The organism is Metabacillus sp. 22489 (assembly GCF_052044855.1).
In the GTDB taxonomy this organism is placed as follows: Bacteria; Bacillota; Bacilli; order Bacillales; family Bacillaceae; genus Metabacillus; species Metabacillus niabensis.
Map to the genome: position 1 here is coordinate 1 of NZ_JBQENT010000037.1, position 13,541 is coordinate 13,541.

Sequence of the window (13,541 nt, forward strand, 5' to 3'; positions counted from 1 at the left end):
AAGCTCCCTCAGATTCGCTCGACTTGCATGTATTAGGCACGCCGCCAGCGTTCGTCCTGAGCCAGGATCAAACTCTCCAATAAAGTGTTTGACTTGCTCATTGTGTACTTAATAGTACGATTTGTTGTTAATCGAAATTAACGTTGGCACGCTTGGTTTTGTTTAGTTTTCAAAGAACATTCAATGTCGTTTCTTTCAGTGAAGCGACTTTCTAAATATAACATTTCTCGTTTTCTCTGTCAACACTTTTTTAAAAAAGTTTTTTGAGAGAGAAAATTGAGATGATGGCCGCCGTTTTGTTAATCTGTAACAGCGACGTCTACAAATATATCATCTTCAATTATTCACGTCAACACTTTTTTTCAATAAAATATGCTCGATGAAAAATTTCTTTCCCTTTCGTTTCAATTCTTTTCGTTGAAATGTACTTTCTTTCAACTAAAAATTCTAAAATAATGCTTAAATCAACCGAATAATACTTAAGTTCTGGATGGTGATACAATTCATTATAAAACCACGATTCCTTTTCAGACATGATTGATATAATATGAGCAGCACCAATCTCTGTTTTTGAATGAATAAGAAAATCACTCGCTAAAAATAAAAGCTCTAATCTTTTTTCTAATGTTTCATCACTTTCTACTAGTTCCTTATATAGCTTATAAATTTGTGGCTCAATATGCTTAACCTGATTCCACACAGTTACCTCTGGATAAAACCCACGATCAATCACTTCTAATCGCGCTAAATGGTGTAATGCATGAACAATATGATTGTATGCATCAAGTAACTGATTTGACTCAAAAAAGGCTTTTCCTTCAATATATCTTCGAATTAGTTTTCCATATTCAATTCCTATTTTTAATTTACGCTCTGCAAAAGGAAAGGTTTTAATGCGTTCAATAAGTTTGACTAAATATTCATTTCGATCAAAAAGAACTCGTCCATTTAATATCCATTCGACTATTCTTCGATTTGTCCCAAGCAAGATAGCCTCCTGTAAATCTTCATTCGTCATAACTGTTAAGGATGCTTTTTTATCTTCAAATTCATAATGCTTAATTAATGTTGTTGCATCTGAGTCATTCACAACAACGAGTAAAACAGCATCTAAATTATCTGTTATAGGTGATGTTTGATTCCTCTTTTCAATCATAATGATCGCTAGTGTATCGGAATGACTTGCCCGTTCCTGATAAATAGGACGGAGAATATTTTCCATCATTATTTTATTCCTCCAATATAAGGACTTTATTAATTATTTCTACATATAAAAGGCAAATCCCTTTTCAAAAATAGCACGAGGAAAATTATAAAATAATCTATATCGTTTAACAAATAAAAGTTTGCTAAGATTTTTCTTTTCTATAACATGATGCATTTCATTTGATTAATCATGTCACTCTTAAACAACCTGTGCTATATTTTAAACAAGGAGGTTTACGATTATGGCTCGTAAATATACTAGTAAAATTAATAAGATACGTACTTTTGCACTTAGTTTAGTTTTTGTCGGGTTTATCATTATGTATTTAGGTATCTTTTTCCGAACAAACATTTGGATTATGACGATTTTCATGCTGCTAGGGATGTTATCGATTATCGCTAGTACTGTTGTTTACTTCTGGATCGGAATGCTATCAACAAGAGCCGTTCAGGTAATTTGTCCAACCTGCGAAAAACCAACGAAAATACTCGGTCGAGTCGATATGTGCATGCACTGCAAAGAACCACTCACATTAGATAAAGAACTAGAAGGTAAAGAATTCGACGAAAATTATAACCGTAAAAATATAAAAGCGTAATTTCGAAAAGCGGAAGCTCTTGTTCAGCCCCGACAAACATAAGACGCAAAAGAAATAAAGGTGTTCTTTACCTTCAATTTTGTGGCTTATGACCTCGAGGGGTTAGGCGCTGGAGCTAGACATCTCGAAAAGCGGAAGCGCCTTGTTCAGCCTAGGGCAAATAAGACGAATCAGAATAGAAGGTGTTCTTTACCTTCAATTCTGATTCGTCTTGTGACCTCCGAGAGCTATGCTTATCCTCAAAACTATGTACAAAACTACCTCTTCAAAAAAAAGACGAGGCCTCTATATAGGAATACCCCCATAATAAGAAGCCTCTTTTTTTCGTTCTCTACACAAAAAAACAAGCGCAGAATTGGTACTGAGCTTGTCTTAATGCGTTTCCTTTTTATCGCATTCAGCGCATTTACCGTAAATCTCCATACGATGGTGACTTACTTTAAAGCCTGTTACATGGGCCGCTAACGCCTCAACTTCATCTAGTCCTGGATAGTGAAAGTCTACGATTTTACCACAGCTTTCACATATACAGTGATAATGATCTGACGTTACAAAGTCAAATCGACTTGATGCATCGCCATACGTTAATTCCTTTACAAGTCCAACCTCACGAAATACCCTTAAGTTATTGTACACAGTTGCAACACTCATATTAGGGAATTTTCCTTCTAACGCTTTATATATATCATCAGCTGTAGGGTGTGTCATGGAACCAACTAAGAATTCAAGTATAGCATGACGCTGAGGTGTGATACGTACTCCAGTTTGTTTTAAAGCATCTAAAGCATCCTTCAATTGATGTTCAGACATCCGCCATGCACCTCACTTCAATAAATATTATTACTTTATAATGTTTATAATTAGTGTACATTGTGACAAATAGTTTTGTCAAACCTCAATATATAGGTTATTGTTTACTTTTTACCTTCTGTTATGCTTTTAATATTGTTTTCTCAAATCAATGATGTTCCGCATCATTGATAATTCACCATTTCTAAACCTTTCAAGGTTGTCCTCGAAGATTGGCATGACTCTCGGGAGGTAGTTTTTGGTAATGCCAGATAAATGTGGTGTGATCGTCACATTTTCCATATCCCAAAATGGATGGTGCTCATCGAGAGGTTCATGCTCGAATACATCTAATACAGCATGGCTAATTAGCCCTTCATCTAAAACCTTTAATAAGTCCTTTTCATTGACGACATCACCACGGCCGATATTAATAAACACTGCCTCTCGCTTCATTTCTTTAAAAAGTTCATAGTTTAGTAGGCCTTTCGTTTGCTCTGTGCTTGGTAAAACAGAGATAACAAAATCCGCTTCTTTAATCGTTTCTTTCAGCTCTTTATATGTGTACATTTCCTGAAAGCATTCGACAGGTCTGCCATCCTGGTTCATCCCTAACACCTTCATACTAAACGCCTGAGCAAGCTTTGCTGTTTCCTGTCCGATTGCTCCTGCACCTAGTATATAGACTGTTTTCCCGTATAATTCCATCATACTTACCGTTCTGTCCCATTTATGAGCTTTTTCATTTTCAATGAGCGCCTTCGATTGACGTGAAACCTGGAGCATCATGGCTAAGCAATACTCTGCCATCGGAATCGCATGTACCCCTTTTGAATTCGTAACGAGAATCCCTCTTTTTTCAATTTCATCAAATGGAAGCTTTTCAATTCCGGCTGATCCGACCATAATCCATTTCAGTTTTGTTGCAGCCTGTATATGGCTAGCTGTTAAGTCCTCTCCATACGTAAACAAAATATCTGCCTCAGCTAAAATATCAAGTGCTTCATCTATTTTTTTATCATGGTAAAATGTCACTGTCGGAAATTTGCTCTCAATTTGCTGTTTCAGTACAGTCGGGAGCTTCACTGTAGATAATATGTTCATAGGTTGTCACCCTCCATGCTCTATGTATTTTCTATATGGATAAAAAAGAGTGCGGAACAATTTCCGCACTAGTCCGGCGCTAACATTTGAGGAGGTAATGCCTTCCCTATAAGATACGAAAATTCACCTAGTTTGTCTGGACGTTTGCCTTGCTTCGAAAAAATAGGCTACTTTCTAAGATTCTCTTGATTTAAACCTTTGAGATCTGCTAGAACGAATTCCCCATCTTTTCGGATTAGAACATCATCAAAATAAATTTCCCCGCCCCCGTATTCTGGACGTTGAATCAGCACCATATCCCAATGGATCGCTGATTTATTTCCATTATCCGCTTCCTCATATGCTTCGCCTGGTGTAAAGTGAAGACTGCCACATATTTTTTCATCAAATAATATATCGCCGATCGGTTCTTCAATATATGGATGAAAGCCAAGCGCAAACTCTCCGATAAATCTCGCTCCTTCATCCGTATCGAGAATTTCATTTAATTTGTTCGTATTATCTGCTGTTGCTTCAATGATTTTCCCATTTTCAAAAGTTAATTTAACATATTTAAATGTTGTCCCATGATATGGACATGGTGTATTAAACAGAATCGTTCCGTTAACAGAGTCCTTTATTGGTGCAGTAAATATTTCACCATCTGGAACATTTGCTTCACCAGTACAAGGAATCGCAGGAATATTCTTAATCGAAAATTGCAAATCTGTACCAGGGCTTACGATTCGGACCTTGTCCGTTTTTTCCATCAGCTGCTTTAACGGGGAAACTGCTGCTGCCATTTTATCGTAATCAACCGTGCATACCTTAAATAAGTAATCTTCAAAGGCTCTTGTGCTCATCCCTGCTTTCTGCGCTAATCCCTTTGTAGGATAATTGAGAAGCACCCATTTGCGGTTATTCACATAAAACTCAGAGACAGGCTTCATAATTTCCCCACGTAAGCGATGCATTTCCTTTGGAACCTCGACCATTTCCGCATCATTTTCTTCCCCAATAATGATAATCACCGCATCGACATCTTGATAAATCTGCATTTGCCATTGTGCTTGTGCCGTCAGTTGGTCACGCTTGTAATTTTTCGCTAAATGGAGATTGATTTCATCGTCAAATAAATCAACATATGGATAAGCCCCTAGCTCATATGCTTGATCAATAAGCTCTGTTATTAAAGGCTTCGTATTTAGATGACCCCTTATTAAAACCTTTTCTGCCTTTTTTATCTTTACTGAATGTGTAAGCAAGATCGTGGCTAGTTTCGTTATTCTCTCATCCCTCATTTAGTCACCCGCTTATTTAGTTTTGAATATCTTTAATATATTGCAGCGCTTCTTCAACATGGTCCTTTACTTTAACCTTTCGCCATTCCTTTACTACTTCCCCTTCAGGATTAATAATAAACGTCGACCGTTCAATTCCCATATATTCTTTGCCGAAATTCTTTTTCAATGTCCAAACACCGAATTCCTCTGCTAATTTATGCTCATCATCAACTAGTAATTGAAAAGGAAGCTCATGTTTTTCCTTAAACTTCTGATGTTTATCCTGCGGGTCTGGGCTAACTCCGATAATAACGGCATTTAACTCTGAAAAGCTTTGATGCTGGTCTCTGAAATCACATGCCTCTGTCGTACAACCAGGTGTCATATCCTTTGGGTAAAAATATAAGACAATGTACTTTCCTTGATAATCTGTTAAGCTAACCTGCTCGCCATTGTCTGCTAATAGCTTCATATTAGGTACTTTGCTGCCTACTTCTATTGTCATGTAAACTCCTCCTAAAAGATTGTCTAACTTAAGCGTATCCAACTTTAGCTCAACATACAACTAATTCTACTTTTCTACCCCGATAAATGTTCGAGCGAGGAAAACTGCTGGTAGCACATAGCCAATTAACGCCTCAACAACAGCTAACAGCCTGCCAATACCGATCGGAACAAGGTCGCCGTAGCCAACGGAAAACAAGGTAACAGCACTAAAATACATCGACATAATTAACTTTTCGAAATAGGTCCCTGCAACTGGAACATCTGACTCTGTTAAAACAGTTAAATTACTTTGCATACAAATTAAATAAATCATTCCAAAGCCAATTAGCAATGTAATATAAAGATAAGAAAAAATAAGAATTGTTTCAAAGGAAAAGAAATTTTTCTGAAAGCATGCTTCTACAACACTTTTAAAGCTCATAAAAATACAAATGGCGATAAACAAGCAAAATATTATTTCCACAACCATCCCACCCTACTTGAGCCTTCGCTTTGTACAAATATATACAAGCAGTTGTGATGATATTCAACTGAATCCTTCGTATCCTAAAAAAAGCAGGATAGCTAAACTAGAAAAGAGCAAGCTCCTTGTACAGTTCAGCCAAAGTTAGGTCAAGACGAAAAAACTCGCTACCTTAATCGTAGCGAGCCTGCTCTTTCATAATATTTTATTTATATATAAGTTCAACTATAATCCTTTAATAAAAATCCCTCTTGATATTCCTTTGGAGAAATCCCCTCTAATTCCCTGAACACTTTTGTGAAACGCTTTGGGTTTTTGTATCCAACAATCGTTCCTACCTCAAATATTTTCAACTCTAGGTTTTTTAGGAGAATCTTCGCTTGCTCGATCCGAATCTTTTATAAATAGTCGACAAAATTCTGCCCTGTGTATACCTTAAACATATGGCTAAAATAAGAATAGTTAAGGGAAACATAGTTTGATACGACAGCTAGATTTAAATCCTTATTGTAATTTTCATGAATATATTTTATTGCCTTCTCCATATATTTTTGCTCAGAATAGACTAGCTTAAGCTGTTTGCTATATTCATGTAATAGCAGGATGAGATTTTCAAGCTCATAGACATAGTCGTAAAACCTTTCAAAATGATAAATATCCCCGACCTTATCATACCGTTTAAGGATTTCAATTGATTCTTCTCCAAGTCTCTTAAATGCTTCGTCAAGAATAATCCGATTGATCGCATCATGAAGAGCCTCCATGTATTTAAGCCCATAGGCTGAAATAACGTCGATATTCAGCACTTCTAATAAGTGAATCCGAATTTCCTGATCACGATTCGTCCCAATCATATTCGAGATTTTCTTTAATTCATCAATTGGTGGTGGCTGAACATCTCCTATGAAGTGTTTGCTTACCTCCTCATACCAAATCATTGACCTTCCCGGTAAAATAAAATGACTTTTTAAAGAAAATATAGCTTGTTCATAGGCTGTTTTAATTTTCCTAATCGAATTCTCCTTTCCGCTAACACCAATTGAGACATTTCTTAATGGAAGATGGTTGATTAATTCAGTAAACACTGAATCCTCTGTCGTTATCATCACAACATTTCCGTCTTTATCATGAAAACAAAGAATGTTTTGCGGTGGTTCATTACAATAATTAGTAAGAATTCCTTTCACCCAAGAAGCCTGATCTTCAGCATCACTTTTCAAACATGTAAGTGCCCCAATATAATAGCCATCTCCAAACGGTGCTATCGGTAGTTTCACCGCAATCGCTTCGATTTCATCCTCAGAGATTTTCGGGTTTAAAAAAATATAGTTTAATTGATTTGACGTATATTCATCAAAGTCAAATTGGTTCTGCTTATCTGTGATTAGCTCATTTAAGACCTGATTCACTGTATTCTTTAGCTCATCTCGATTAATCGGCTTAAGTAAATAATCCTTTACACGATACTTTATCGCTTCCTTTGCATATTCAAAATCATCATAACCACTAATCATCACAACCTCTGGCTTTCGATCCAATTTTTGAATTTCTTGTACGAGAGCTATGCCATCCATAGTAGGCATTTTAATATCTGTAAACATAATATCAATCTGCTCATTTTTTAATAGCGTAAGAGCCTCTTCACCATTACTTGCTAGCATAAATGTAAAGGATTCTGGAAATTCCCTCGATATCATTGCCCGAATTCCAAGACGAATATTTCTCTCATCATCAACAATTAATAGCTTATACATTTCCATTTGCCCCCCTTATTAATAAATAAGGTAGTTTGATGACAACTGATGTGTACTTACCTTTAACACTTCTCACACTCAAGCCAAACTCTTTCCCGTAAAATAAAACAATTCGTTCATGAACATTTTTCAAGCCAATTCCGTTGCCTGATTGAGATTGCCCGTTACTATAACCTTCATCATGAATGATTTTTCGATTTAATATAGCGAGATCCGTCTCATCGATCCCTACACCATTGTCTGTTATTTCAACATAGACGAATTGGTCATCTTTGTATGCGTTTACAATTATTCTCCCTCTCGTTGCAGCCTCACTCGGTTCAATTCCATGTTTAATTGCATTCTCAACAATCGGTTGTAAAGATAGCTTTAACATTTCTTGATTTAAAAGTTCATTTGGTATGACTACGTCTAATACAAGCTCCCGATCTAACCGCAGATTCATAATCATCACGTAATGCTTAATATGTGCTATTTCCTCACTTAGGACAACAAACTCATTTTTCCATTTTATATTGTATCTCATCATTGAGCCTAATGAAGTAAGTGCATCAGAAATCTCGTATTTCCCCTCAACCTCTGCCATCATTTTAATATTCTCTAATGTATTATAAAGAAAATGTGAGTCGATTTGGGTTTTCAACGCTCTAAGCTCAGTATCCTTTGAGACTGCCTGTTTATTAACGGCTTCAGCAATGAGATGATTGATTTTACTTAGCATATTCCGAAAATGAAACGCTAAAGTTGAAAACTCATCACGTCCATCAATGTCAATTTTCGTTGTAAAATCACCCTTTTCTACTTGCTTCATATTTTCAATGAGCTTATACATCTTTTTTAACAATAAGGATGTAATAACATATGTCAATGTTGATAAAATCGCGAGCAGCACAATAGCGATAATAATTGTCATATACCTTACTTTTCTCGTCTCTGAATCTATTTTCTCTAAAGAAACAACGTTAACCATTTTCATATTTAATTCCTCAATTTCTGTGGAAGCTATTAAATAAGGAATGCTGTTGTTCATATAAATAAAACGATTTTTACCATTCTGAGTCAATTGTTGAATAAGCTCTTGAAAGTGTTTCTTTTTAAATTTATGCTCGCGGAGAAATTTGTTTGCTGGATTCGTAAATACTTCCTTCTCCTGATCAATGATAAAAATTTCTGATTGCCCATCAGTAATTGGACTGTACATTTTCGGAAAAAAGTTTCGTTGGAGCATTGAAATTTCGATCATTCCTAAATGGTTATTTTGACTATCCTTTACTTCCCTAAATAATGATATTTTCGGGTTATCGTCAGGAACATTTGAAAGCAGTCGATAATCCTGTCTTTTCAACCACCAAAGCTCTGTCCCATTCTGCTTCATCACCCTTTCGTACCAAGGCCTACTTTTTATTCGATTTTCCCGAAATAACAATGGCCACATCTCCATTAATGAAGGATCATCAATATAAAACTGTGAATAATCAATGAGTGGATTGACGGATTGCAGCTCCTTTGAGTCAATATGCTCGTTCTGAAATTCTATTAACTCACGCACACTTTTATCACGCCGATCACTAACAAAATGAATTAGTTGATCATCTGAAATTAACGTTTGCGCTGCTTCTCGCATCGCTTCAATATTTTTTTGAACCTGGATTTTCTCCATTTCAATTAAATATTCATTTTCTCGTATAGTATCAGAAATCACATTTTCATAAAACTCATGTGAGAGGACAAAAACAAGTACGAAAACTGGAATCATAAAAAGCGTTGTGTATAGAAAGACTAATTTGTTTTGTAAAGACAACCGACTAAACCAACGATAGATTCGTTTTATCATCCTTTTGAGCAGCATAAACAACACATCCTAATAGGTGAAAGGTTTCGTATTTCTATTATGGCATAGGATGTATGAAAGCGTTGTCTTTTTATAGACCGTTTCCGTAAACTTTGTTGCTTTTTATTATAGTCATTTGGTTGATTTCATCGTGCAATGCTTGCTTTCTAATGGTTGGTGATTGCATTCTTGGTGTAAATACCTGCCAAGTCACATCCAAAGACCCCGTAAAAGTCTCGGCACTTATGCACTAAGCAACCTCTACAATGTTTTACAAAAAAAGTCTTAGAAAGAGAAAATCTGCAAATTAAGCAGATTCTCTCTTAATCTTTCCTATTCCTTTTTTTGCGTTTCCGCTTTTTCTATTTTCACTTTATTCTCTGCAAAGCGTTTCTCCTGATATTCCCTAACCTTGTCATAGCCTAATTCATCACGTTTTTCTTGGAATTCTTGATAAATTTTTTCAAATTCCTCTTCAGATTTAGCTAATAGGAGCTTTGGTAATGTTTTCCCCCACTCCTGGGCAATTTTGCTATTAGCAATCCCTGCCTCAGAGGTTCCTTGCGGGTTAATATCATCATATACTGCAAAGCTTTTCGTTTTTCCTTTCGTCCAGTCTTCCATTTGTTTAAATGGCTCTTCAGTTGGTGTTTGCCATTGCAGCTGCATATCTGTGTCCATTAGCATCCAAAACGTGTGTGAAGCCCCATATTTTTTGTCAAATGCGGTGCGATCGGTTGTTAATAATTCATATGCTTCCTTCGTGAATTGTGGTTTACCATTAACAACTTCATGTACAACTCCTTCTGGACCAAGATACATATCCTTTTGTCCTTCTTCACTAAGCAAATAACTCATGAAACGAATCGCTCTTTCAGGGTCCTTTACATCCTTAGAAATCAATGTAATAGTCCAACCAGCTAAGCTATCACCTGCTAATGTCGGCTGGTCTAATTGTTCGTTTGCTGGTCCGTCGACAGCAATGTAAACAGAATTCGGATCATTTGCGTAAAGCGATAATTGCTGTGCCTGCATATCACTGCGCTGATAAAGCATTGCAAAGTAACGACCCTGGGCAATTTTTTCTTCCATTTGCGGACGTTTATCGATGAAAATATCCTTCGCCAATAATCCTTCTTCATTTGCTTCTCTAAATACCTTTAACCATTTCAAATATTCCGGGTCTGTTGAACGGTCATAAAGCTCTCCATCCTTCTCCATCGGAATCGCTAAAAAGTTTTGCAAATACCATTCAAGTGAGCTGTTTCCTGTATCAGTAAATTCATGCAAGCCTAACGGGATTAACGGCGCTCCATTTACTTCAGGGAATTTTTCCTTTGCAGCCTTTAATGCATTTAAGAACCCTTCAGGTGTCCGCATATCAGGGCTACCAATTGCCTCATACATATCCTTTCTAACTAAAAACGTTTGGTTTGATGGCTTCAATTCCTTATATTTCTCAAAGTTTGCCGGTGATGAGGAAGCATTTGGATAGCCATATACGTTCCCATCCTCCTGTCGATACCATTCAAGCTTTGCCGGATCGGAAACATTGAAAAAGTATGGATCATATTGATCAGCAAGCTCATTCAACGGAAGAACAAGCTCTCCTTCAATCATTTGCTTAACAGCCTCTTCCCCCCAGCCTAATGTAATAAAGTCTGGTAAACTACCAGAGGCGATCATCGTATTCATTTTCTCTGCTTCATTCCCTGCAGGTGTCATAATATTTAACGATACACCTGTTTTTTCCGTAATATATTTTGAGGTTGCATCATTTCCCCATTTGTTCGCAAACCATGAGAAGTTAATATACCAATCAAACGTAATTGGTGATGTGTCCTCCTTCCAGCCAGGCTCATCCGCAGATAGATTTGATTTTGGCTTTTCGGTTGATGATGCCTCTTCCTTTTTATTTGCTGAACAAGCGACCATAAGACTAGCCATAATTGAAATAATAAATGCTAAATAGAAAGCTCTCCTCAGTTTCATTCTCCCCATTGTTTTTACCCCTTTCGTTTTTAACCTTAACAACTTGCCTCCCCTTGCACTAGGAAAGGCAAGCTAGTATCTAGCAACCAGTATTCTTACCCTTTAATCGAACCAATTAACATTCCTTTCACAAAGTACTTTTGTAGGAACGGATAGACAATGACGATCGGCAATGTCGTGACGACCATTGTAGCTAGTTTAATAGACTGTGATGTAACTGTTTTACTAGCAACCCCGCCAGGAGCATTTGTCATCATTTGATTTGAGCTCGATTCGGCAATGATTTTATATAAATATGTCTGGATCGGCTGTAAATCTGGATTATTGACAAAAATAACCCCAGCAAAATAATCATTCCATTGATAGACACCGTGAAAAAGGGCAATCGTTGCGATGACAGGCATTGATAATGGAATGACTACCTTAAGAAAAATCTTAATATCACTCGCACCATCGATTTTAGCCGCTTCCTCTAAAGAGGTTGGCAAAGCTCTAAAAAAGGAGACAAAGATAATTAAATCAAAGAAACTAAATAAGGCTGGAATGATGTAAACAAAGAAGCTATCTAGTAAACCTAACTCACGATATAAAAGGAATTGTGGAATTAGTCCTCCGCTGAAGAACATCGTGACAATACCAATAAACATATAAAGTTTTCTGCCGCGTAAATCTTTACGTGATAACGCATAAGCAACCATTGCCGTGAAAAAAACGTGAGCCACAGTACCAATGACGGTTTTAGCAATTGTCACTCCATATGACGTCACAATTCCTTCATTAGCAAAAACCGCTTTATAGTTATCAAAGGTAAAATCTCGCGGCCACCAATAAATGCCACCCTTCATTGCATCCAAACCCTCATTTAATGAATTAACGAGCACATACCAAATCGGATATAACGTAATAAAGCAAATGAACAGCATAATTAGCACATTCAAATTGTCAAAAATATACTCGCTTGTCGTTCGTCTATTTCGTTTAAACAAGTTAAACATATGGTCTCCTCCTTTCTAAAATAGTGAAGTTCCATCTAGCTTTTTCGTAATTTTATTGGCTGCCAATAAGAGAATAAATGCAATAATAGACTTTAATAGCCCAACGGCTGTTGCATAAGAATATCGGGCATTTTGAATCCCAACCTGATAAACATATATATCAATTACATTACTAGCACTTTCATTTAGCGCATTTCGCAGGACGAGAATTTGATCAAAGTTCGTATTTAACACATTCCCGACTGCTAAAATAAATAAGATTGTAATTGTTGGTCTAATTGCTGGTAGTGTAACATGCCACATTTTTTGAAATTTCGTTGCCCCATCAATCGTTGCAGCCTCATACAGCTCAGGTGATACACTTGTAATGGCTGCTAGATAAATAATTGCTGACCATCCAAGCTCCTTCCAAATATCTGAAATAATCACAATACCCCAGAAATAGTCCGGCTCCGCTAAAAAGCTCAACCGTTCATTTGTTAGCCCTAATCCTATTAAAATATCATTGATAATTCCAACATCTGCGAGCCATGTCGTTAAAATTCCACCTAAAACAACCCATGATAAAAAGTGGGGTAAATAAGTAATTGTTTGCACGGCTCTTTTAAATTTTAACGACGTTAGTTCATTCATAAATAGAGCAAAGATAATTGGTAAGGGAAAGCCAATGATTAGTTTAATGACACTAATTCCAAGCGTGTTTTTCAGCACGACCCAAAACGCATCGTCCTCAATAAATTCCTTAAAATGCGCTAGCCCTACCCACGGTGCCTCTGCAATCGTCCGAATGACACTGTATTCTTTAAAGGCGATAATTAACCCATACATTGGGATGTAATTAAAAATAATCATCCACAATATACCTAGCAATGCCATTACTTGTAGCTGCCGTTGGGCGATTACTTGCTTTACTAGTTTTCGTAGCCTTCCTTTTCGTGTTTCTCGTATAACCAGATGGCTACTTTCCTTCGCTATTTTTGTATCCGTTTTCATTTCTCCACCTCAGCCTTCAGCATCTACTCTTTCGTTACGTCTATCA

General features: G+C 36.6%; 14 protein-coding genes and 1 rRNA gene. 1 reads left to right on the forward strand and 14 read right to left on the reverse strand.

What is annotated here, in order from left to right; all coding sequences use genetic code 11:
* Nucleotides 1-83 (reverse strand): 16S ribosomal RNA (locus ACTJJ9_RS18695); the annotation flags it as partial.
* A gap of 266 nt (nucleotides 84-349) precedes the next feature.
* On the reverse strand, nucleotides 350-1,222 hold the full coding sequence (locus ACTJJ9_RS18700) for a nucleotidyltransferase-like protein (RefSeq protein WP_095303313.1): 873 nt from the start codon (nucleotides 1,220-1,222) through the stop codon (nucleotides 350-352).
* Between the two features lie 226 nt (nucleotides 1,223-1,448).
* Between ACTJJ9_RS18700 and ACTJJ9_RS18705 the strand changes: the two genes are divergently transcribed.
* The gene (locus ACTJJ9_RS18705; RefSeq protein ID WP_145582605.1) at nucleotides 1,449-1,805 is read left to right on the forward strand and encodes a YgzB family protein; all 357 of its coding nucleotides are present in this window, start codon (nucleotides 1,449-1,451) and stop codon (nucleotides 1,803-1,805) included.
* 372 nt (nucleotides 1,806-2,177) lie between these two features.
* On the opposite strand, the gene perR is transcribed toward ACTJJ9_RS18705, so the two are convergent.
* The 12 genes from perR to ACTJJ9_RS18765 all read right to left on the reverse strand — a co-directional run bounded on the left by perR (nucleotide 2,178) and on the right by ACTJJ9_RS18765 (nucleotide 13,495).
* Nucleotides 2,178-2,615, reverse strand: a complete 438-nt coding sequence (gene perR / locus ACTJJ9_RS18710) for a peroxide-responsive transcriptional repressor PerR (RefSeq protein WP_145582606.1) — start codon at nucleotides 2,613-2,615, stop codon at nucleotides 2,178-2,180.
* A 129-nt stretch (nucleotides 2,616-2,744) separates the two neighbouring features.
* The gene (locus ACTJJ9_RS18715) at nucleotides 2,745-3,698 is read right to left on the reverse strand and encodes a D-2-hydroxyacid dehydrogenase (RefSeq protein ID WP_440768804.1); all 954 of its coding nucleotides are present in this window, start codon (nucleotides 3,696-3,698) and stop codon (nucleotides 2,745-2,747) included.
* Between the two features lie 167 nt (nucleotides 3,699-3,865).
* The gene (locus tag ACTJJ9_RS18720) at nucleotides 3,866-4,978 is read right to left on the reverse strand and encodes an aminopeptidase (protein ID WP_145582608.1); all 1,113 of its coding nucleotides are present in this window, start codon (nucleotides 4,976-4,978) and stop codon (nucleotides 3,866-3,868) included.
* A gap of 16 nt (nucleotides 4,979-4,994) precedes the next feature.
* A complete protein-coding gene (gene bcp, locus ACTJJ9_RS18725) occupies nucleotides 4,995-5,465 on the reverse strand; it encodes a thioredoxin-dependent thiol peroxidase (RefSeq protein WP_095303308.1) in 471 nt (156 codons plus the stop codon).
* Nucleotides 5,466-5,531: 66 nt separating this feature from the next.
* Nucleotides 5,532-5,930, reverse strand: coding sequence for a two pore domain potassium channel family protein (locus ACTJJ9_RS18730; protein ID WP_170944518.1), 399 nt, complete (start codon nucleotides 5,928-5,930; stop codon nucleotides 5,532-5,534).
* A 221-nt stretch (nucleotides 5,931-6,151) separates the two neighbouring features.
* On the reverse strand, nucleotides 6,152-6,325 hold the full coding sequence (locus tag ACTJJ9_RS18735) for a helix-turn-helix domain-containing protein (protein WP_145582634.1): 174 nt from the start codon (nucleotides 6,323-6,325) through the stop codon (nucleotides 6,152-6,154).
* A gap of 3 nt (nucleotides 6,326-6,328) precedes the next feature.
* Complete coding sequence (locus ACTJJ9_RS18740) at nucleotides 6,329-7,684, reverse strand: response regulator (protein ID WP_186324227.1); 1,356 nt, start codon at nucleotides 7,682-7,684, stop codon at nucleotides 6,329-6,331.
* Nucleotides 7,677-9,533: a cache domain-containing sensor histidine kinase gene (locus ACTJJ9_RS18745; RefSeq protein ID WP_145582610.1), complete on the reverse strand. Its 1,857-nt coding sequence runs from the start codon at nucleotides 9,531-9,533 to the stop codon at nucleotides 7,677-7,679. The genes ACTJJ9_RS18740 and ACTJJ9_RS18745 overlap by 8 nt, the downstream gene beginning before the upstream one ends.
* 73 nt (nucleotides 9,534-9,606) lie before the next feature.
* The gene (locus ACTJJ9_RS18750; protein WP_255451931.1) at nucleotides 9,607-9,729 is read right to left on the reverse strand and encodes a hypothetical protein; all 123 of its coding nucleotides are present in this window, start codon (nucleotides 9,727-9,729) and stop codon (nucleotides 9,607-9,609) included.
* Nucleotides 9,730-9,848: 119 nt separating this feature from the next.
* Nucleotides 9,849-11,507 (reverse strand): extracellular solute-binding protein, encoded by a 1,659-nt coding sequence (locus tag ACTJJ9_RS18755; RefSeq protein WP_145582635.1) that lies wholly within the window; start codon nucleotides 11,505-11,507, stop codon nucleotides 9,849-9,851.
* 95 nt (nucleotides 11,508-11,602) lie between these two features.
* Nucleotides 11,603-12,502 carry a carbohydrate ABC transporter permease gene (locus tag ACTJJ9_RS18760; RefSeq protein WP_095303304.1) on the reverse strand — a complete coding sequence of 300 codons (900 nt, stop codon included), beginning with the start codon at nucleotides 12,500-12,502 and terminating at the stop codon, nucleotides 11,603-11,605.
* A 15-nt stretch (nucleotides 12,503-12,517) separates the two neighbouring features.
* Entirely contained in the window at nucleotides 12,518-13,495 is a 978-nt protein-coding gene (locus ACTJJ9_RS18765) for an ABC transporter permease (RefSeq protein WP_145582611.1), read from the reverse strand.
* Nucleotides 13,496-13,541: the final 46 nt, after the last annotated feature.

Bases quoted from the DNA above. Each gene is read 5' to 3' on its own strand.
- ACTJJ9_RS18700 (WP_095303313.1), bottom strand. From the start codon at position 1,222: ATGGAAAATATTCTCCGTCCTATTTATCAGGAACGGGCAAGTCATTCC.
- ACTJJ9_RS18705 (WP_145582605.1), top strand. From the start codon at position 1,449: ATGGCTCGTAAATATACTAGTAAAATTAATAAGATACGTACTTTTGCA.
- perR (WP_145582606.1), bottom strand. From the start codon at position 2,615: ATGTCTGAACATCAATTGAAGGATGCTTTAGATGCTTTAAAACAAACT.
- ACTJJ9_RS18715 (WP_440768804.1), bottom strand. From the start codon at position 3,698: ATGAACATATTATCTACAGTGAAGCTCCCGACTGTACTGAAACAGCAA.
- ACTJJ9_RS18720 (WP_145582608.1), bottom strand. From the start codon at position 4,978: ATGAGGGATGAGAGAATAACGAAACTAGCCACGATCTTGCTTACACAT.
- bcp (WP_095303308.1), bottom strand. From the start codon at position 5,465: ATGACAATAGAAGTAGGCAGCAAAGTACCTAATATGAAGCTATTAGCA.
- ACTJJ9_RS18740 (WP_186324227.1), bottom strand. From the start codon at position 7,684: ATGTATAAGCTATTAATTGTTGATGATGAGAGAAATATTCGTCTTGGA.
- ACTJJ9_RS18745 (WP_145582610.1), bottom strand. From the start codon at position 9,533: ATGCTGCTCAAAAGGATGATAAAACGAATCTATCGTTGGTTTAGTCGG.
- ACTJJ9_RS18755 (WP_145582635.1), bottom strand. From the start codon at position 11,507: ATGAAACTGAGGAGAGCTTTCTATTTAGCATTTATTATTTCAATTATG.
- ACTJJ9_RS18760 (WP_095303304.1), bottom strand. From the start codon at position 12,502: ATGTTTAACTTGTTTAAACGAAATAGACGAACGACAAGCGAGTATATT.
- ACTJJ9_RS18765 (WP_145582611.1), bottom strand. From the start codon at position 13,495: ATGAAAACGGATACAAAAATAGCGAAGGAAAGTAGCCATCTGGTTATA.